Origin of the sequence: Mycolicibacterium grossiae (genome assembly GCF_008329645.1) — a bacterium.
In the GTDB taxonomy this organism is placed as follows: Bacteria; Actinomycetota; Actinomycetes; order Mycobacteriales; family Mycobacteriaceae; genus Mycobacterium; species Mycobacterium grossiae.
Genome location: NZ_CP043474.1, coordinates 4,321,149 through 4,338,616, shown reverse-complemented (window position 1 = coordinate 4,338,616; position 17,468 = coordinate 4,321,149). Strand labels below are relative to the sequence as shown.

26 protein-coding genes are annotated in these 17,468 nt (G+C 72.3%); 13 read left to right on the top strand and 13 right to left on the bottom strand.

Annotated elements, in window-relative coordinates:
• Positions 1–22: 22 nt before the first annotated feature.
• Positions 23–478, bottom strand: coding sequence for a RidA family protein (locus FZ046_RS20910; RefSeq protein WP_070353752.1), 456 nt, complete (start codon positions 476–478; stop codon positions 23–25).
• Positions 479–540: 62 nt separating this feature from the next.
• On the opposite strand from FZ046_RS20910, the gene FZ046_RS20905 reads away from it, so the two are divergent.
• Positions 541–1,005: a MarR family winged helix-turn-helix transcriptional regulator gene (locus tag FZ046_RS20905; protein WP_070353753.1), complete on the top strand. Its 465-nt coding sequence runs from the start codon at positions 541–543 to the stop codon at positions 1,003–1,005.
• Positions 1,006–1,022: 17 nt separating this feature from the next.
• On the opposite strand, the gene FZ046_RS20900 is transcribed toward FZ046_RS20905, so the two are convergent.
• Genes FZ046_RS20900 through FZ046_RS20890 form a run of 3 tightly spaced genes read right to left on the bottom strand, consistent with a single transcriptional unit; the run spans position 1,023 to position 2,224 of the window.
• Positions 1,023–1,385, bottom strand: coding sequence for a DUF4267 domain-containing protein (locus tag FZ046_RS20900; protein WP_070353754.1), 363 nt, complete (start codon positions 1,383–1,385; stop codon positions 1,023–1,025).
• 12 nt (positions 1,386–1,397) lie between these two features.
• Positions 1,398–1,703: an NIPSNAP family protein gene (locus FZ046_RS20895; protein ID WP_070353755.1), complete on the bottom strand. Its 306-nt coding sequence runs from the start codon at positions 1,701–1,703 to the stop codon at positions 1,398–1,400.
• A gap of 44 nt (positions 1,704–1,747) precedes the next feature.
• Positions 1,748–2,224 (bottom strand): DUF1772 domain-containing protein, encoded by a 477-nt coding sequence (locus tag FZ046_RS20890; protein WP_070353756.1) that lies wholly within the window; start codon positions 2,222–2,224, stop codon positions 1,748–1,750.
• A gap of 101 nt (positions 2,225–2,325) precedes the next feature.
• Between FZ046_RS20890 and FZ046_RS20885 the strand changes: the two genes are divergently transcribed.
• The 5 genes from FZ046_RS20885 (at position 2,326) to FZ046_RS20865 (ending at position 5,258) form a co-directional block, all read left to right on the top strand.
• Positions 2,326–2,913, top strand: coding sequence for a TetR/AcrR family transcriptional regulator (locus FZ046_RS20885; RefSeq protein WP_070353757.1), 588 nt, complete (start codon positions 2,326–2,328; stop codon positions 2,911–2,913).
• 83 nt (positions 2,914–2,996) lie between these two features.
• The gene (locus tag FZ046_RS20880; protein WP_070353758.1) at positions 2,997–3,401 is read left to right on the top strand and encodes a TA system antitoxin ParD family protein; all 405 of its coding nucleotides are present in this window, start codon (positions 2,997–2,999) and stop codon (positions 3,399–3,401) included.
• A 34-nt stretch (positions 3,402–3,435) separates the two neighbouring features.
• Positions 3,436–4,008 (top strand): ATPase, encoded by a 573-nt coding sequence (locus FZ046_RS20875; protein ID WP_070353759.1) that lies wholly within the window; start codon positions 3,436–3,438, stop codon positions 4,006–4,008.
• A 162-nt stretch (positions 4,009–4,170) separates the two neighbouring features.
• Positions 4,171–4,851 (top strand): sensor domain-containing protein, encoded by a 681-nt coding sequence (locus tag FZ046_RS20870; protein WP_070353760.1) that lies wholly within the window; start codon positions 4,171–4,173, stop codon positions 4,849–4,851.
• Between the two features lie 131 nt (positions 4,852–4,982).
• Positions 4,983–5,258, top strand: a complete 276-nt coding sequence (locus FZ046_RS20865; RefSeq protein ID WP_070353761.1) for a hypothetical protein — start codon at positions 4,983–4,985, stop codon at positions 5,256–5,258.
• 22 nt (positions 5,259–5,280) lie between these two features.
• Here FZ046_RS20865 and FZ046_RS20860 read toward each other — a convergent pair whose 3' ends face one another.
• Positions 5,281–6,438, bottom strand: coding sequence for an AI-2E family transporter (locus FZ046_RS20860; RefSeq protein ID WP_099045948.1), 1,158 nt, complete (start codon positions 6,436–6,438; stop codon positions 5,281–5,283).
• Between the two features lie 84 nt (positions 6,439–6,522).
• On the opposite strand from FZ046_RS20860, the gene FZ046_RS20855 reads away from it, so the two are divergent.
• Positions 6,523–7,161, top strand: coding sequence for an FKBP-type peptidyl-prolyl cis-trans isomerase (locus tag FZ046_RS20855; RefSeq protein WP_070353809.1), 639 nt, complete (start codon positions 6,523–6,525; stop codon positions 7,159–7,161).
• Between the two features lie 9 nt (positions 7,162–7,170).
• Here the strand turns inward: FZ046_RS20855 and FZ046_RS20850 are convergent, their stop codons facing one another.
• Positions 7,171–7,782 (bottom strand): NAD(P)H-dependent oxidoreductase, encoded by a 612-nt coding sequence (locus FZ046_RS20850; protein ID WP_070353763.1) that lies wholly within the window; start codon positions 7,780–7,782, stop codon positions 7,171–7,173.
• Positions 7,783–7,848: 66 nt separating this feature from the next.
• Here FZ046_RS20850 and FZ046_RS20845 point away from each other — a divergent pair, with 66 nt between their 5' ends.
• Positions 7,849–8,220, top strand: coding sequence for a hypothetical protein (locus tag FZ046_RS20845; RefSeq protein WP_070353764.1), 372 nt, complete (start codon positions 7,849–7,851; stop codon positions 8,218–8,220).
• 3 nt (positions 8,221–8,223) lie between these two features.
• On the opposite strand, the gene FZ046_RS20840 is transcribed toward FZ046_RS20845, so the two are convergent.
• Both FZ046_RS20840 and FZ046_RS20835 read right to left on the bottom strand, forming a co-directional pair.
• Positions 8,224–8,403 carry a DUF2256 domain-containing protein gene (locus tag FZ046_RS20840; RefSeq protein WP_070353765.1) on the bottom strand — a complete coding sequence of 60 codons (180 nt, stop codon included), beginning with the start codon at positions 8,401–8,403 and terminating at the stop codon, positions 8,224–8,226.
• A gap of 18 nt (positions 8,404–8,421) precedes the next feature.
• Positions 8,422–9,228, bottom strand: coding sequence for a YhjD/YihY/BrkB family envelope integrity protein (locus FZ046_RS20835; protein ID WP_070353766.1), 807 nt, complete (start codon positions 9,226–9,228; stop codon positions 8,422–8,424).
• 45 nt (positions 9,229–9,273) lie between these two features.
• Between FZ046_RS20835 and FZ046_RS20830 the strand changes: the two genes are divergently transcribed.
• Positions 9,274–9,939, top strand: a complete 666-nt coding sequence (locus FZ046_RS20830) for a CDP-alcohol phosphatidyltransferase family protein (protein WP_070353767.1) — start codon at positions 9,274–9,276, stop codon at positions 9,937–9,939.
• Here FZ046_RS20830 and FZ046_RS20825 read toward each other — a convergent pair.
• Together FZ046_RS20825 and FZ046_RS20820 are read right to left on the bottom strand one after the other, a co-directional pair.
• Positions 9,842–11,392, bottom strand: a complete 1,551-nt coding sequence (locus FZ046_RS20825) for a phytoene desaturase family protein (protein ID WP_070353768.1) — start codon at positions 11,390–11,392, stop codon at positions 9,842–9,844. The genes FZ046_RS20830 and FZ046_RS20825 overlap by 98 nt on opposite strands.
• On the bottom strand, positions 11,389–12,516 hold the full coding sequence (locus FZ046_RS20820; RefSeq protein ID WP_070353769.1) for a glycosyltransferase family 2 protein: 1,128 nt from the start codon (positions 12,514–12,516) through the stop codon (positions 11,389–11,391). Before FZ046_RS20820 ends, FZ046_RS20825 begins: the two co-directional genes overlap by 4 nt.
• 97 nt (positions 12,517–12,613) lie before the next feature.
• Here FZ046_RS20820 and FZ046_RS20815 point away from each other — a divergent pair, with 97 nt between their 5' ends.
• Together FZ046_RS20815 and FZ046_RS20810 are read left to right on the top strand one after the other, a co-directional pair.
• A complete protein-coding gene (locus FZ046_RS20815) occupies positions 12,614–13,420 on the top strand; it encodes a carotenoid biosynthesis protein (protein WP_083298293.1) in 807 nt (268 codons plus the stop codon).
• Positions 13,417–14,970: an FAD-dependent oxidoreductase gene (locus tag FZ046_RS20810; RefSeq protein WP_070353771.1), complete on the top strand. Its 1,554-nt coding sequence runs from the start codon at positions 13,417–13,419 to the stop codon at positions 14,968–14,970. The genes FZ046_RS20815 and FZ046_RS20810 overlap by 4 nt, the downstream gene beginning before the upstream one ends.
• 84 nt (positions 14,971–15,054) lie before the next feature.
• Here FZ046_RS20810 and FZ046_RS20805 read toward each other — a convergent pair whose 3' ends face one another.
• Positions 15,055–15,399, bottom strand: coding sequence for a VOC family protein (locus tag FZ046_RS20805; protein WP_211372251.1), 345 nt, complete (start codon positions 15,397–15,399; stop codon positions 15,055–15,057).
• Positions 15,400–15,501: 102 nt separating this feature from the next.
• Between FZ046_RS20805 and FZ046_RS20800 the strand changes: the two genes are divergently transcribed.
• Positions 15,502–16,311, top strand: a complete 810-nt coding sequence (locus tag FZ046_RS20800; RefSeq protein WP_070353772.1) for a DNA-formamidopyrimidine glycosylase family protein — start codon at positions 15,502–15,504, stop codon at positions 16,309–16,311.
• 12 nt (positions 16,312–16,323) lie between these two features.
• Here the strand turns inward: FZ046_RS20800 and FZ046_RS20795 are convergent, their stop codons facing one another.
• Both FZ046_RS20795 and FZ046_RS20790 read right to left on the bottom strand, forming a co-directional pair.
• Positions 16,324–16,716, bottom strand: coding sequence for a VOC family protein (locus FZ046_RS20795; RefSeq protein WP_070353773.1), 393 nt, complete (start codon positions 16,714–16,716; stop codon positions 16,324–16,326).
• On the bottom strand, positions 16,713–17,018 hold the full coding sequence (locus FZ046_RS20790; RefSeq protein WP_070353774.1) for an ArsR/SmtB family transcription factor: 306 nt from the start codon (positions 17,016–17,018) through the stop codon (positions 16,713–16,715). The genes FZ046_RS20795 and FZ046_RS20790 overlap by 4 nt, the downstream gene beginning before the upstream one ends.
• A 68-nt stretch (positions 17,019–17,086) precedes the next feature.
• On the opposite strand from FZ046_RS20790, the gene FZ046_RS20785 reads away from it, so the two are divergent.
• Complete coding sequence (locus FZ046_RS20785) at positions 17,087–17,452, top strand: Hsp15 family ribosome-associated heat shock protein (RefSeq protein WP_099045950.1); 366 nt, start codon at positions 17,087–17,089, stop codon at positions 17,450–17,452.
• Positions 17,453–17,468 lie beyond the last annotated feature (16 nt).

The window sequence follows — 17,468 nt, the reverse complement described above, 5'->3', positions numbered from 1 at the left end:
GCCATTCTGCGCCCAGCGGACGTCACTCGGGCGACGCGGTCCCCCGGGCGCCGACGATGGCGGTGACGCGGATCTCGACCCGCATCCCGGGCGCCCCGAGGGCGGTGACGCCGGTTTCGGTCCAGATCGGTGCCCGCTCCGGCATCCACCGACGCAGTTGCTCGATCATCACGTCGTTGTGTGCGGCACCGATCGAATCCGTTTCGGTAGCCACGTGATACGAGTTGACGTGCACCACGTCCGCCCACGACGCGCCCGCGGACTCGAGCGTCCGAGACACGTTCTCGAAGGCCCGCTCGATCTCGGCGGTGAGCGACTCCGGGAAGTTCAGGGCGTCGTCCCAGCCGCCCTGCCCGGAGATCTCCACCCGGTCTCCGATCCGAACCGCCTGACTGTAATGCCGTTCCGCGCGCAACATCTCGCCGTATCCCGGCGTGACGAAGAACTCGACCCCTGCCCGATCTTTGACTTCATTCATGAACTCAACATACCGCTATTCACTTCACGTGTAAACTCATGACCGACCGAGGAGGACCCACGATGGCGCACGACGACGATCCGCAGTGGCTGAGTCCCCGGGAGAAGGAAGCGTGGACGAGTCTCATCTCGGTCCTGCTGCTGCTGCCCGGTCGGCTCGAGGCCCCGCTGCGGCAGGTCGACCTGACGCTGTTCGAGTACCTGACGCTGAGTCACGTCTCCGAGGCGCCCGGGCGACGTATTCGCATGAGCGAGTTGGCGTTTCTGGCGAACGGATCCCTGTCCCGGTTGTCGAACGTGGTCAAGCGCTTCGAGCAGCGCGGGTGGATGCTCCGCTACCCCGATCCGGACGACGGCCGCTACACCATCGCCGAACTGACCGACGTCGGTCATCGCCTCGTCGTGAAGGCGGCGCCGATCCACGTCCGGTCGGTCCGCGAACTCGTCCTCGATCGCCTGTCGGCCGCCGACCAGCGGGCACTCACCCACATCGCCGCGACACTGCGCATCCGGTTGGGCGAGGAGTGATCGGTCGAGGCCGGGCTCTAGCCGAGCAGCAGTAGCGCCGCCGTGGCGAGCATGACCGCGGCCGTGCCGCCGTGCACGCCGTACGCGATGGACCTCGCGCCGCCGTGGCGCAGCACGATCGCGGCGTCGGCGACCGGGATGACGGTGGCCGCCAGCACGAGCGCGCCGAGCAGGTGGGCGTCGCCGTGCGTCATCGCGACGGCGACGAGGAGTCCGGACGCGATGTCCCGCACGCCCTTGGCGCTGAGGTACGCGCCGCTGCCCTCGGCGGGAACGCCGTAACCGGTGGCGGCGACGGCGGGTGCCACGAGGAAGCGGGCGCCGATGGCGATGATGGCGGCGGCCAGGATGCCGGCGAGGACGAAGCCGATGGTGATCACGAGATGTACTTCCTATCGGACGGGTGAGAAGGATGTCGGATCGAGCAGGGTGGTCTGCACGTCGACGATGTCGGTGACGTCGAAACCCGCCATGTCGGCGGTACCCATGACGCGTCGCGTGACGTCGTCGGGGTCGGCTCCCGGCGGGCAGCCGATCAGCGCCACGAGTCGGGGTGCGGTGCCGCCGTGTTCGGTCCACACGCCGTGGGTGGTGATGCCGAAGGCGGCGAAAGTGGCAACGTGACGGGCCCAGTGCACGGCGGCATAGCGCTGCAGGGCCTCGGGTGAACGGAGGGTGTAGATCCGCAGTTGCATCATCGTGCGACCTCTCTCTGCGACGGATTACGGCGATGGAGCCGGAGTCAGGCGAGCAGGGCGACGCACAGCCCGGCCACGGCGAGGCCCTGCACCGTCGCGCGGGCGTTGATCGCCCCATCCCAGCGGGCCTGCAGCGCACGACCGTCGGGCAGTGACCGCCCATCGTCGGACGCCGCGGTGAGCACCCGGTTGACGGGTGCGCTGATGCGGACGTAGATCGCCAGCCAGACGAGCAACAGGACGAAGGCCGCGCCGGCCGCCGCGGCCTGCCACCAGTGCGACGCCGCAGCGGCCAGTGCCGCACTCGCGGCCGAGGCGGCGATGCCCAGGACGCCGGGCACCGGCATCCGTCGATCGCCGAAGCGGTGCACCTTCCCGGTGACCGTGACGAGCACGCGATCGTCGACCGCCGCCAGTGCGGGCCGCAGCACGAGGGCGCAGAACACGTCGGTCCCGTACACCACCGCGGTGCCGAGTACGGCGATGACGGCAGTGATGCGGGCGAGCAGGTCGAGGGTCATGTCACGCCTCCGGTCGAACGAGTAACTGTTAGCAACGCTAACCCCGGCAATCAATGGCGTCAATAGCGACGCTAGCGGCACTAGCGGTGCTACTCTGCGGTATGGCCATCGAGGAACGGCGGGAGCGCGACCGGGCCGCCCGGCGGCGGTTGATCGTCACCACCGCGCGTCGACTCGCCGAGGCCGAGGGGTGGGACGCGGTGACGACCCGTCGGCTGGCCACCGAGATCGAGTACAGCCAGCCCGTGCTGTACAAGCACTTCGGCGGCATGGACGCGATCGCCGACGCGGTCGCCCTCGACGGCTTCACCGAGTTGGGCGAGGCCATGCGTTCCGCACGGTCCGGTGCCGACACGGCGGGCGCGCACCCCGCCCTCGCCAGGGTCTCCCGGGCATACCTCGACTTCGCGCGCGAGAACCCGTCGCTGTACGACGCCATGTTCACTCGGACGACGAGCGTGCGGTTCGCCGTCGACGACACTCCCCCGGAGTTGACCGGCGCCTTCGCCGAATTGCGCGCCGCCGTCGCCGCGATCGCCGACGGCCAGGACGCCGACACCCTGACCGAGGTGGTGTGGGCCGCCCTGCACGGTCTCGTCGCCCTCGATCGCGCGGGACGATTGCGCCCCGACCACGTCGCCGAACGCGTCGACCTGCTCGTCTCGCGCTTCGCGCGCGCGGCGCAGTGACCGTCGCTCTCGGACGGGACGGTCGTGGCGCGAGGCGTAGCATGGTGCTACACGTGTAGCAGACTGTTACGAAGGAGGCCTCGATGACCAACGTCGCCGACCGCGTCACCCGCGTCGCATCCGACCTGGTGGAGAGCGCCGCCGCCGAGGGCGCCCGCCAAAGTCGTTCCGCGAAACAGCAACTCGACCACTGGGCCCGCGTGGGCCGGGCGGTGTCGAGCCATCAGAGCGCATCGCGCCGCCGCATCGAGGCCGCCCTCGCCGGTGACCTCGACGTCACGGCACTCACCGACGACGAGGGCACCGTGTTCGGCGCCGAGGTCTCCGCCGCCATCGAGGAGAGCCTCGCCACGGCCGACTACGGCGCCGTGCTCGCCGCCCGCGGCATCACCACGGTCGCCCTCGACGCCAACGGCGACATCGTGGAGTACCGCCCGGACGGCAGCACGTCGGTAGTCGACATCGCCGGATCCCGACGAGCCGAGTGACCGCTGACCCACCGCGCGGCGAGATCGCCGCGGTGTGAAGCGACTCGATCTGGTCGTCGGACCCAACGGCGCCGGCAAGTCGACGTTCGTCGAACTCACGCTCGCACCCCTGCTCCCGCGCCACGTCTTCGTCAACGCCGACGAGATCGCCAAGCTCCGCTGGCCCGACGACCCGGCCGCGCACGCGTATGAGGCCGCCCGCATCGCCGCCGACACGCGGGCCCGGCTGATCGACCTCGGCCGGTCCTTCATCGCGGAGACGGTGTTCTCCCATCCCTCGAAGCTGGAGCTGATCGACGCCGCTCGTCGAGCCGGGTACACCGTGGCGCTGCACGTGCTGATGGTCCCCGAGGACCTGTCGGTCGAACGCGTCGCTCGGCGCGTCCGGCACGGTGGGCACTCCGTGCCCGAGGCCAAGATTCGCGAGCGTCACCGCCGACTGTGGGACCTCGTGCGCACGGCCGTAGGCATGGCCGACGTCGCGACGGTGTACGACGGCTCGCATCGCGAAGGTCCGAGGATCGTCGCCCAACTCACCGCCGGCGTCGTCATCGGCGCTCCGCGGTGGCCGGCGTGGACGCCCGCGCCGCTCGCGGGGCTCGGCTGAGCGCGCCACCGCCCGGCACGACGCCGGGCTCCACCGCCTCGTTACCAAGCAGCGCAGGCATCGTGACCCGACACTCCGAAGTTTCTGACGCGGACGACGACCCCGGCTTGCGACCATGGCGATCTCGGGTTTGACGTCGCCGGAAGTGGGGAGGGATGGAGCATGCGCCAGCCTCCGATCGTGCTCGTCACGCTCGTCGTGAGCGTCCTGTTGGCCGGATGCACCACCGCGGGCCATGCCGTGCGGGCCAAGGCGCCCTCCTTCATCCCGCGCCCGTTGGTCGAGCGCGAACTGGGCGCCCTGCTGCTCACCGCCGATCAGGTGAACGCAGCCATGCAGACGACGGGCATGGCGATCACCAGCAGCGGATCGGCCATGGCCGACAACAGCGCCGGCGTGGCCCCCGCCGAGTGCCTCGCGCTCGACGGACCCGCCGAGGCTGCGGTGTACGCCAACAACGGATTCACCGCCGAGCGGGACCAGAGCTTCAACAACGGCGACCGCTTCACCCACTACCTCAAGCAGGCGGTGGTGCTCTACCCGGTCGTCGACCAGGCAACCGCCTTCCTCGACGCGTCCGCCCGCCAATGGCGGACCTGCAGCGAATTCACGCACCCGCAGTCCGGGTCGCGGTGGTCCGTCGGGCCGATCAGCTACGCCCACGGCACGCTCAGCACGGTGGTCACCCAGCAGGAGGCCGCCGCACCCGGATGGGGTTGCGGCCGGGCAATCGCGCTGCGCAACAACGTCGTCATCGACGTCAACACGTGCAGCGCCGCTCCCGGCGACTCCGCCCTGCGCATCGCCAACCAGATCGGTGAGACCGTCGCCGCACAGTGGTGAACTCGAACCGATAGCTCCTCCTGATCCCACGCAAAGCCGGTACCCACCTTCGCCATCGACGATGGGACCGTGAACGGTCGGCAGACGTCACGTGGGGTGACTGCTTCCTCCGTTCGCGGAAGGAGCGAATCATGAACGCCACGAAGCTGATCGCGGGCATGCTGGCGACCGGCGCCCTTACCGTCGGCGTCTTGGGCCTCGGTGCGGGCACGGCCAACGCCGCGCCGGCTCCCGGGCCGCTGCCGAGCCGGTGGGGTCCTCCCCCGCCTCCGCCGCCATGGCGGGACGGCCCCGGGCCCGGTCCCGTCGGCTGGGCTCCGCCGCCCGGTGCCGGGCCGATCCCCGGCGGCTGGGCCAACGGGTGGCAGCCGCCCGGTGGCTTCTGCGTCTTCGAGTTCTGCATCTGACGGTCGGGCGACCGCGGCGGGCCTACCCGTGGCCGCTGCGGTCGCCACCGTCGACCTGAGCGCGGTCGGAGTCGGCGGTGTCGGATTCAGCGGTATCGGGTTCGGCGGACCCCTCACCGGCCCGGTGGCCCACCTGCTCGCCGTAGTAGCGCACCAGCACGGCGCCTGCCGCGGCCACCGGCACGGCCAGGAACGCGCCGATGACGCCGAACGTCGACGCGCCCAGCGTCACCGCCAGCAGGACGATCACCGCGTGCAGCTTCATCGACTTCGACTGCAGCCAGGGCTGCAGCACGTTGCCCTCCAACTGCTGCACGGCCAGGATGATGCCCAGCACGATCAGCGCGTTCACCGGCCCGTTGGCCACCAGCGCGATCAGCACCGCCAGACCGCCGGCGACGAACGCGCCGACGATCGGCACGAAGCCGCCGATGAACGTGATGATCGCCAACGCATAGGCCAGCGGAACGCCGAGCACCAGCAGGCCGATGCCGATCAGCACCGCATCGACGAGGCTGACCAGAGCTTGAGTGCGGATGAATCCGCCGAGCGTCGCCCACACCCGTCCCACGACCTCGGTGACGTGCGGTGCGGCCGGATTGCCGACGACGCGGCGCAGCCACGGGACGAAGCGCGGACCGTCCTTGAGGAAGAAGAAGGTCACCACGATGGTGGTGAACAGCGTGACCAGCGCCGAGGTTGCGGCACCGACGCCGGTGAAGACACCGGCCGCGATCTGATCGCTGCTCGAGTTCAGCCGGTCGGTGATCGCCGAGACGGCCGAGTTCAACTGCTGGTCGTCGATGTTCAGCGGCGGGCCACCGAGCCAGTCCCGCACCTTGACCACGCCCGCCGATGCCTGGTTGGCCAGCTCCGTCGTCTGTTCCACGATCGCCGGGGCGACGGCGGCAACCACGCCCGCGACGACACCCACCGCGAGCACGAGCACCAGCAGAACGGCCGCTGCCGGGGGGACGCCCTTGCGCAACAGCCATCCGACCGGCGGCCACAGCACCGTGCACACGATCAGCGCCAGCACCACGGGCAGCACGACCACCCACGCCTTGCCCACCACCCACGCGAGCACCCACAGCGCGGCGGCCACCGCGACCACCTGCACGGCGACGGTCGCACTCGATCGAAGATGGGCACCGTAGATCGCACCGCGGGTGGGAGCCATGCCTCCATCCTCCACGTGTCGCGGCGTCGGCCCGCCGACGGGAGTCGGCGGGGACGGCGACGCGGTGGCTGTAGCGTGGCGGCGATGAACACCTCCCGCGCTTCCGTGTCCGGTGCGATCCTCGCCGCCGCCTTCGCCATGACGCTCGCCGCCTGCGGCTCGGACACCGAGGCGGCGCCGACCAGCTCGGCCTCCGCGACGTCGCCGTCGGTGTCCGAGATGTCGACGTCCTCGGCCACCGCGCCGACGCCCGCCGCCGCGAGTTCCTGCCCCACCGCCGCGCCGCAGGCCCCGGCGACACCGGAGTGGACCGTGCCGGGCGCGACCGGCAGCGTGGCGGTCAGCGGCTCCACCGACACCACTGCTCCGTACGTCAAGGTCGACGGACCGTTCAGCGTCGCCGAGACCCAGGTGCACACCCTGGTGCCGGGCACCGGGCCGGTCGTCGCCGACACCGCCACGGTGTCGGTCTGCTACATGGGCGTCAACGGACGTGACGGCTCGGTGTTCGACAGCAGCTACGAACGCGGCACCCCGGCCGAATTCCCGCTCGGCGGTGTCGTTCCCGGCTTCCAGAAGGCCATCGCCGGCCAGAAGGTCGGTTCGACGGTGGCCGTCGCGATGGTGCCCGCCGACGGCTACCCCGAAGGCCAGCCGGCTGCGGGCATCCAGCCGGGCGACTCGCTGGTGTTCGCGATCAAGATCCTCGACGCAACGGCCTGACCAACCCGGTCACCACGCGTCGACGAGGGCGGCGAGTTCGCCGCGGACCTCGTCGGCCGGACGGTGGTAGTCGCCCGGCTCGGCCGGCGGCTCGGTGTGCACGACGACGCCGTCGACGTCCATGGCCATGAACTCGCCGAGGATCGTGAAGAACGGGCCGAGCACGAAGTCCGTCCGCGGATCGGCGCCGGTCGGGGTCGCCCGCGACGACACCACCAGCACGGGCTTCGACCGCAGCGGGGCGACGCCCTGGGCAGCCGGCGAGGTGGCACCGATGACGTGCACGTAGTCGAGCCAGGCCTTGAGCGTCGACGGCATCGAGAAGTTGTACATCGGCGCGCCGATCAGCACGCCCGCCGCTCCGGAGAGTTCGTCGAGCAGCGCCGTCTGCAGTGCGACGACGCCGGCATCCGGGGCGACCGCGTCCGGCGGTCGCTGCTCGGCGGTGAAGTGCAACGCGTTGGTGGGCAGGTGCGGCAGCGGATCGGCGTGCAGGTCCCGGTGGCGGATCTCGCGGCCCGGCGCCGCGGCCGCCCAGCGCGCCGCGACCTCGGCAGTCAGCAGTCGCGACGCCGAGGAGGCGACGTTGGCGGACGAGTCGAGGTGCAGGAGGTAGGTCACGGAGAGCTGAGTCTAGGTGTCGGCGATCGGCAAACCGACGGGCCACACCGGGGCTAATCTCCTCCCGTGAGCACCGCTCGGACGTCGCCATGGTTGATCGCCTCGAGGGCCCTCGCCCTCGCGAGCCTGGCGGTACTCGTCGTGTCCTTCGCCACCGCTGGCGTCCTGCTGCAAGACCACCGCGCCGAGGACGTGCACGGCACCGCGGCGATCGTGCTGCACGTGGTCACCGGCGCCCTGGCCATCGCGTTGCTGGGGTCCGCGCGCACCACGCCCGCCAACCGGTGGCCGGCCGCCGTGGCGGTGTTGGCCTTCGGCTACACGTTCCTGCAGGCGTGGTGGGGCGCCGGGATGACGCTGTACCTGCACGTGCCCGGGGCGCTGCTGCTCACCACCGCGGTGGTGTGGCTGTGCGCGTGGACGTGGCAGCGCCGCTGAGGGTCACCGCCCGGCGTCCTGGCACCGCTTCGAGCAGTAGATCACCTGGTCCCAGATCCCGCGGGTCCGCCACTTCTTGCGGTTGGCGAACGGACGTCCGCACGCCACGCACGTCTTGACCTCGGCATCCCTCGGCACGGCACCCTTCGGCCCGGTCGTCTTGGCTGCGCGGTTCCTCGCCACGGTGACCGGTGTACCCGGTCAACGCCCGCGGAGTAACTCGTCGAGCACGACCGTCACCCGAAAACCGCAGAGCACCAGGATGTGCAGCAGAAACAGCCACAGCGCCAGCGCCGAGACGGCGCCGATGATCGGCAGCCCCCCGAACGGCGCCGACCATGGGACCGGGATGGCGAGGAACAGGATGAAGCCCTGCAGGAAGCCGGCGAGGATCGCGCCGGTGCCGAACCCGCCGATCAGCAGGGCGCGCCAGCCGATGCGCCCCGGACCGATCAGGCCGAAGACCCCCAGCAGCGCCGTCGACACCGCGAGCCACACGACGTGGAAGGCGACCACGATGCCCCACACCAGCGACCACCCGTCCCCGGCGTACAGCGGGCCGACGTACGGCGCGGAGAACAGCACCGCGAGCACCAGGAACGGCGCGACGGCCGCGACGCCCAGCAGCCCCGCGCGGCCGCGCCACCCGGTCAGCGTGTCGCGCGCCGAGGTCATCTGCACGAACGCCCGGCGCAGGCCCTCGCCGTAGAGGCTGGCCGGGAACAGCACGACGAGCGCCTGCACCCACGACATCGACAGCGCCACCGACGTCAACGTGCGCAACGCCTCCGGCGTCCCGTGTCCGCTGGGCAAGCCGCCGATGGCGGCCTCCATAGCCCCGGTGACGGTGTCGTGGCCGGCGAGCGCCCCCACCGCCCACAGCGACGCCAGGGCCAACGGCACCAGTCCGATCACGCCGAAGTAGGTGGCGCCGGCGGCCCACAGCGCAAGGTCGCTGCCAGGGAAGGTTCGGCGCACTCCGGACGCCAGATCGCGGAGTCGACTCACGACATCTCCTCCGCACCCCGGTGCCCACCCTGGCAGGCTGGTCGCATGACGTCGGAGGACTCCGGCTGGTCCGAGCTGCACGGCGGCGTCCAGCCGTCACCGGTGGTGCGTGGCTGGCTGCGACTGGTGCGGCTGCTCGCCGCGGGGCCGGTGACCCGGATCCCGCCGGACGCCCTGTCGGTGGCCGGCATCGTCGCCCTGGCCGCCGCGTGGTGGGCCGTCGCCGGGCCGGGCTGGCCCGCCGCCGTCGTCCCGCTCGTCCTGGCCGCCGGCATCCTCGACGGGCTCGACGGCGCGGTGGCGTTGCGGACCGGGCGGGCGCGGCCGCTGGGCGCGGTGGTGGACTCGGTGGCCGACCGCATCGGAGACCTCCTGCTCGGGGCGATCCTGGTGGCGCTCGGTGCGTCGTGGGGGTGGGCGCTCGCCGCGGTGATCCTGGTGTTCCTGCTCGAGTACGTCCGTGCCCGGGCGCAGGCGGTCGGCATGCCGGGCGTCGGTGCGGTCACCGTCGCCGAACGCCCGACGCGGCTGATCCTGGTGGGGGTCGCCGCCGCGGGCGTGGCGGTCGCCGGGCCCCGGGTCCCCCTGCTCGGGTGGGACTTCGCGGGTTCGCTCACGATCGCCTGGACCGTGGTTGGTGTCGTCGGCCTGGCGCAGCTGCTGCGCGGCGTCCGTCGCGCGATGCCGCGCCACTTCCCGCCGGACCGATGAGGCGCGCGACGATCTCCGCGCTCATCAGCACCAGCGGTATGCCGCCCCCGGGGTGCGCCGAACCACCGACGAGGTAGAGACCCGGCAGCGGGCTGCGGTTGGCCGGCCGGCGCAGCGCGGCGCGCGGCCCGTGCGACGCGGTGCCGTAGATGGCGCCGCCCGGTGCGCCGGTGCGGCGTTCCAGGTCGGCGGGCGTGAGGGTCTCGGCGACGCGGATGCGCGGGCGCACGTCGACGCCGCGGGCGGCCAGCACCTCGAGCACCCGTGCGGCGTAGCGCTCGCGCAGCCCACGCGCGTCCCAGTCCATGCCGCCCGCCGGATCGTGCGCGGGAGCGTTGACCAGGACGAACCACCCCTCCGAGTCGTTGTCGGGGCGCAGCGCCGGGTCGTCGGGGGCATGCACGTAGACGGTCGGATCGTCGACGGGGTGCGGACGGCGCCCGAAGATCGCGTCGAACTCGGCGTCGTAGTCCGCCGGGAAGTACACCCGGTGCGCGGCGCCCGGCGTGCGACCCGAAAGGCCCAGCAGCAGGACGAAACCCGCCATCGACCGGGTGGTCCGCCGCAGGGCGCGGCCCACGGACCGCGCCGCCGCAGCGGGCAGCAGTCGCTGATACAGCACGGCGGCGTCGGCGTTGCACACCACGACGTCGGCGGCGACGTCGCGGCCGTCGACCCGCACGCCGCTCGCCCGCCCGCCCGCGGTCAGCACGGCGTCGACGGGGCAGTCGGTGTGGATCGCGACGCCGAGGTCCTCGCACCGCTGCGCCAGCGCCTCGACGATCCGGCGCAGCCCGCCCGGCACGTACCAGGCGCCGTACTCCTGCTCCACGAACGACGTCACCGACAGCACCGCAGGCGTGCGGCGCGGGTCGGATCCGGAGTACGTGGCGTACCGGTTGAGCCAGGTCCGCAGCCGCGGGTCGGTGAGCATGCGCCGGCCCAGACCGTCGATCGTCGCCCACGGCGCCACCGCCCGCAGGTCCGCGGGCCGGGTGCTCATCCGAATCAGCGCTGACAATGAGATCGGTTGTCGCAACACGGGTTCGCCGACCAGATCCCACAGCCGCCGGGACCGTTCGTGCAGGCGCTGCCAGGACGCACCGGCTCCCGCCCCCAGCGCGGCGTCGAGCGCGGCGGGCACATCGGCCGGATCGTGCGGCAGCACCAGATCGGTACCGTCGGCGAAGCGGTACGCCGTCGCCGGATGCACTGGCGCCAGCGGCAGATCGGCGGCACCGCCGGTGTCGGCGAACAGTTCGGTGAGGACGGCCGGCACGGTCACCAGCGACGGCCCGGTGTCGAAGGTGAAGCCGTCGCGCTCGAGCACCCCGAGCTTGCCGCCGACCGTCGCGGCGGCCTCGAAGACGGTGACGCGGTGCCCCGCGGCGGCCAGACGCGCCGCAGCGGCCAGACCGCCCAGCCCAGCGCCGACCACCACCACGTCGCTCACAGCGTCCGCCCCTTCCAGTCGAGCGTTCCCCGCAGGTGCCCCACCCACGACGCCGCCAGCAGCGTCAGCATCGCCAGCACCGAGAGCGGATGTGCCGCAGCGTCGAGGGCCGCGGCCCGTCCCGTCGCCCGACACCAGCGGGCGGCGGCCACCCGGCCGGCGACCCCGGCGGCGTACCCGACCAGACCGACGGGCGACCCCGTCGCGGCCGCGGCGGCGGGCAGCACGTAGACCACGGCCAGCGCGGACCCGACTGCCACCGCGCCGGCCGGGGAACCGAACGCCGCCCAGAGCGACTTGCGGTAGCCCGCACTGACGTCGCGGCCCGTGGCGTACATGCGGCACGTTGCCAGCGCCGACCCGTCCGCGACGCCGGTGCGTCCTCCGGCGGCCCGCACGGCGCGCGCGAGCCCGATGTCGTCGAGCACGGCATCCTTGACGGTCCCCCAGCCGCCCGCGCGCGCCAGCGCCGCGGCGTCGACGACGAGGAACTGGCCGTTGGCGATCGCCATCGACGGCCGCGCGGAGCGCTCCGCGCGGCGCAGCGGCAGCGTCGTCAGCCACGACCACGCGAGCAGCGGCTGGATCAGCCGGCCCAGGACACCGCTGGTGATCTGACGCGGCCACGGGCTGAGCAGGTCCAGGGGGCGCCGCCCGCGCAGGACCGCCGCCGCGGCGGCGACCGCATGCGGCGCCAACACCACGTCGGCGTCCACGTAGACGAGGATCTCGCCGCGGGCGACGTCGGCGAGTTGCGCGCAGGCGTGCGGCTTGCCCAGCCAGCCCGGCGGCGGCGGCGTGCCGGTCAGCACCCGTACCCGCTCACCGCCGGCCGCGCGGACCACGTCCGCCGTGCCGTCGGTGGAACCGTCGTCGAGCACCACGATCTCGGCGTCGTCGAGCCCACGTTGAGCCACCAGCGACGAGATGGTCGGCGCGATGCGGTGTGCTTCGTCGCGGGCCGGAACCAGCAACGACACCGCGGCGGTCACCGCGGGCGGATCTGCCGGCGGGCGCCGCAGCCGGGAGAGGTTGACGACCTGGTGCGCCGTTCCGAGGCAGGCCAGCGCCGATCCGGTGGCCACGACGGCGCGTAGGGTTTTGGTGGAGCGCGCATCGGGCACCTACGAACTCTACGCAGACGGGGCCGAGCACTCCGCTCGTGGGCGGCGTCGGCAACGAGCCGGTGAGAGACGACTCGACGGTGGAGGTTACGACACAGTGGCGTTTGCGGTGCCCCTCGCGCCGGCGCGTTCGACGACCGCCGTCTGGGCGTTGGTGGCCGCCGCGATCGCGGTGCAGATCCTCTATCCCCTGACGCCGGAGGCGTGGCGCACCGAGGTCACCGTGTTGAGCGTCGTGGTGTTCTGCCTTGCCGCCGTCGCCGACGCGGCCCGCGTGCACGGCTTGCGCGGCGCCGCGGTCCTGGTGGCCACCGCCGGTGGCGGCGGCCTGCTCGCCGAGTCGGTGGGCGTGGCGACCGGGTGGCCGTTCGGGCAGTACGCCTACACCGGCACCCTCGGCGCCGAAGTGCTGGGCGTGCCCCTGGTGGTGCCGATGGCGTGGGTGATGATGGCCTGGCCCGCCCTGGTGGTGGGGCGGACGCTGGCGCGGCGCGGGCCCTTCGTCATCGCGGTGGCGGCGTGCGCGCTCACGGCGTGGGACGTCTTCCTCGACCCACAGATGGTCTCCGCCGGCCACTGGTCCTGGCTGGACCCCGGCCACGGCCTGCCGCTCATCCCAGGGATTCCGCTGACGAACTACGCCGGCTGGTTGCTGGTCTCGACGCTGGTGATGATCACCCTGCACCACGCCCTGCCCCGCACCGATCGCCCATCGGCACCCGCGGCCACCCTGTACCTGTGGGTGTACGCCTCGTCGGTGCTCGCGCACGCGGTGTTCTTCGGGCTGCCCGGGTCGGCGATCACCGGCGGCGTGCTGATGGGTCTCGTCGCGGTACCGTTCGGCGTCGCGATCGCCCGCCTGGCGCGGTCCGACGGGTTACTCTTCGAGAAGGAGACGGCGTGAGCGACGCCATGACCAGCCGTGCCGCCCCGCTGCGGATGCGTCCGCGCCGCCTCGTCACGCCCGATCCGCTGCTGCCACGCGAGGTGCCGCCCGGCACCGAGGCCGTCGTGGTCGGCGGTGGCATCGCGGGCGTCTCGGCGGCGGTGGTGCTCGCCGAGCGCGGCGTGCGGGTGACGCTGCTGGAGGCCGCCGATCACCTCGGCGGCCGGCTCGGCGCATGGCCCGAACGCCTGCCCGACGGCAGCGAGCAGATCGTCGAGCACGGCTTCCACGCGTTCTTCCGGCACTACTACACGTGGCGCTCGATCCTGCGGCGCGCCGACCCGGAGCTGGCCTTCCTCGCCCCGGTGCGCAGCTACCCGGTGATCTCCGCCGACTGGCCTGCCGAGGATCTCTCCGGGTTGCCCGCCGCGCCGCCGCTGAACCTGCTCGCGCTGGCGGTGCGTAGCAAGAGCCTCACCAGCCGCGAACTCGTCCGCGCCGACGCCGACACCGGCCGGGCGCTGCTCGCCTACGACCGGGCCACGACGTACGCGGAGTACGACGACCTCGACGCCGCGAGCTTCCTCGATCAGTTCGGCATGAGCGCGCGCAGCCGCAGCATGCTGTTCGAGGCCTTCGCGCGGTCGTTCTTCTGCAACCAGGGCGAGCTGTCCGCCGCCGAACTGGTCGCGATGTTCCACTACTACTTCCTTGGCAACCCCGAGGGCATCGGCTTCGACGTGCCGAACACCGACCACGCAACGGCGATCTGGAACCCGTTGCGGCGCCACCTCGAAGCGCACGGCGCGGACGTCCGCGCCGGGTCACCGGTCACCGCCATCGAGCCGGACGGCGGGCGGTGGCGGATCGTCGGAGACGACGGGGATCTGTCGACGGCGCACCTGGTGCTCGCGGTGGACCCCGGGGCCCTCACCGCCGTGCTGGACCGCTCGCCAGCCACGGCGGCGGCCGCGCCGCGGCTGGCCCGGTACGCCGAGAACCTGCGCGTGGCACCGCCGTTCGCGGTCACCCGGTTGTGGCTGGACCGCGACGTCGATCCGGAGCGGGCGCCGTTCTGCGCCGTGAGCGGCCAGCCCACCCTCGATTCGATCGCGATCTACTCGCGTCTCGAGGAGCCGAGCGCCCAATGGGCGCGCGCCACGGGGGGTTCCGTGATCGAGGTGCATTCCTACTCGTGTCGCCTGCCGGACGCGACGGCCGCCGGCGACGCCCTTCGGCGCGAACTCGGCGTGCTGTGGCCGGAGACCACCGCGGCGACGGTCCTGCACCGCACCGACCGGCTGGAGGCCACCGCTCCCGCGTTTCCCCCGGGGTCGGCGGGCACGCGTCCCGGAGTGCGTACCGACGCCCGCGGAATCCGGCTCGCCGGTGACTATCTCGACCTGCCCTACCTGTCCGGTCTCATGGAACGCGCGGCGATGTCCGGCGCGCTGGCCGCCAACGACGTCTTCGCCGAACTCGGCGTCGCCGCCGAGCCCATCATGGGCGTGCCCCAACGCGGGCTGCTCGCCGGACTGCCCCGGATCGGCCGCCCCGTGCGAGCCTGACCGTCGGCGCTTGCACACGACGTCCCGAACGTGACGTTGCCGGCGTCGGAAACCCGGCGCCAGCAACGTGTCTCGCGTGTCGTCCTACTCGGACGGGCCTTCGAACAGCTGCAGGTCGTTGCCCTCGGAGTCCTTGAAGGTTGCGATCTTGCCCCACGGGTGCTGGCTGACGTCACCGGCGAACTGGACGCCGGCGTCAGTGAGGCGCACCACCTCGTCGAACAGGTCCACGTCGGGCTGGAACGTCAGCACTGCGCCGCCGCCACTGCCCTTGTGCGTGCCCTCGCGCGCATTGAGGCCGATCGTGACGCCGTTGGCGTCCAGCTCGGTCCAGTCGTCGCCCTCGTTCTTCAGTTCCAGTCCCAGCGTCTCGCTGTAGAACTTCTTCGCCCGGTCCATGTCCTCGACCGGTACCCACACGGTCGCCACACCACTTGCCACTGTTCCTCCAGATTCGACGTCGTCAACGCTCTCCTACTACCCGTTGCCGCCGTCGCCACACCATCGGTCGCCGTCGGGGACGATGGAGACGTGCCCGAAGGCGACACCGTGTACGCACTGGCGCGACGCCTGGACGCCGCGCTGACCGGACGCGTCCTGACGCACGGCGAACTCCGGGTGCCTGCGCACGCCACCGCGAATCTCGCGGGATCGACGGTGCTGGAACACGACACGCACGGCAAGCACCTGCTGACCCGGTTGTCGGACGGGCTGACCCTGCACACGCACCTGCGGATGTCGGGCTCCTGGACGGTGTCAGCGAACGGGCGGTGGCTGCCACCCGCGGTCATGCCCGACGTGCGCGTGATCCTGCGCACCGACGGACCGGCCGCCTACGGCGTCAAGCTCCCGGTCGTCGGCCTGCTGCGTACCCGCGACGAACGCGACGTGATCGGTCACCTCGGCCCGGATCCGCTGCGCGCCGACTGGGATCCGGCCGAGGCCGCCCGGCGCATCGGCGAGACGCCCGACCGCCCGCTCGCTGCCGCACTGCTCGATCAGCGGTGCGTCGCCGGCTTCGGCAACCTATGGGCCAACGAGCTGTGCTTCCTGCGCGGGCACAGTCCGTGGACGCCGGTCGACGACGTCGACGTGCCGGCCCTGCTCGACCTCGGTGCCCGCGCGCTGCGTCACTCCGCGACCGTGCCGGGCGCGATGCAGGTGACCACCGGCGACCGGCGCAAGGGTGAGCAGCACTGGGTGGCGGGCCGGGCGGGACGGCCGTGCCTGCGCTGCGGCACCCGCGTCCGCGTGGTGGCCGAAGTCGCCAACGACCCGGAGCGGCGCCGCACCTGGTGGTGTCCGCACTGCCAGCCCGGGCCGCAGGGACCGCCGGGCTGACCGGCGCCGACATCACGTAGGGGTGGGGGTCTGGATCTGAATGAGGTTGCCGCAGGTGTCGTCGAACACCGCGGTGGTGACGGGCCCCATCGCGGTGGGCGGCTGGGTGAAGCGGACGCCCAGCCTGGTCAGGCAACGGTACTCGGCCTCGACGTTGTCCACGGTGAAGGCGGTGAACGGGATGCCGTCGGACACCAGTGCCTCCTTGAACGGCCGCGCGGCGGGGTGCTCGTCGGGCTCGAGTACGAGTTCGGTGCCGTCCGGTTGCTCCGGGGACACCACGGTGATCCACCGGTGCACCCCCATCGGGACGTCGTGCTTGAGCGCGAATCCCAGGGCCTCGGTGTAGAACCGCAGCGCCCGGTCCTGGTCGTCGACCAGGATGCTGGTCAGGCCGATCCTCATGACTCCTCCTCGGTGCCGCCCGGGTGCGAGGCGGCCGTGGGCAGCCAGCGCGCAGTGATGTCCCGCAGCGGCGTGACGTCGACGTGATGGAACTTGTAGCGGCCCTCGCGGCGGGTCTCGACCAGCCCGGCGGCGACCAGCACGTCGAGGTGTTGCGAGATCGCTTGCCGCGACGAACCGAGGCCGTGGTTCGTGGTGAGGCGCCCACACAGCTCGAAGAGTGTCTGGCCGTCGCGGGCGGTCAGCTCGTCGAGGATGGTGCGGCGCGTGGGATCGGCCAGGGCCTTGAAGACGTCTCCCACGCCGGTGACGTTAGGCAAGTATCCACTTGCATGTCAATGGGTCGGTGTGACGGGCCATGATGGACGGCATGGAGACGACCCGCCTCGATCGGTGGCTGTGGTCCGTCCGGCTGACCAAGACCCGGCCGGACGCGGCGGCGGCGTGCCGCGGCGGTCACGTCCGCGTCAACGACCGGCCGGCCAAGCCGTCGACGGCGGTGGCGCCGGGTGACCGGGTGACGGCGATGCTCGGCGACCGGACCCGCATCGTCGAGGTGGTCCGGGTGATCCAGAAGCGTGTGGGGGCCGCCGACGCCGTGACGTGCTACCGCGACCACTCACCGCCGCGTGCGCCGCTGCTTTACGCGCCGATCGCCGTCCGCGACCGGGGCGCCGGCCGGCCCACCAAGCGCGACCGGCGCGTCCTCGACGCCTGGCGCGCCGGGCGGGGCTGAGCGGCCGTCGCTGGAC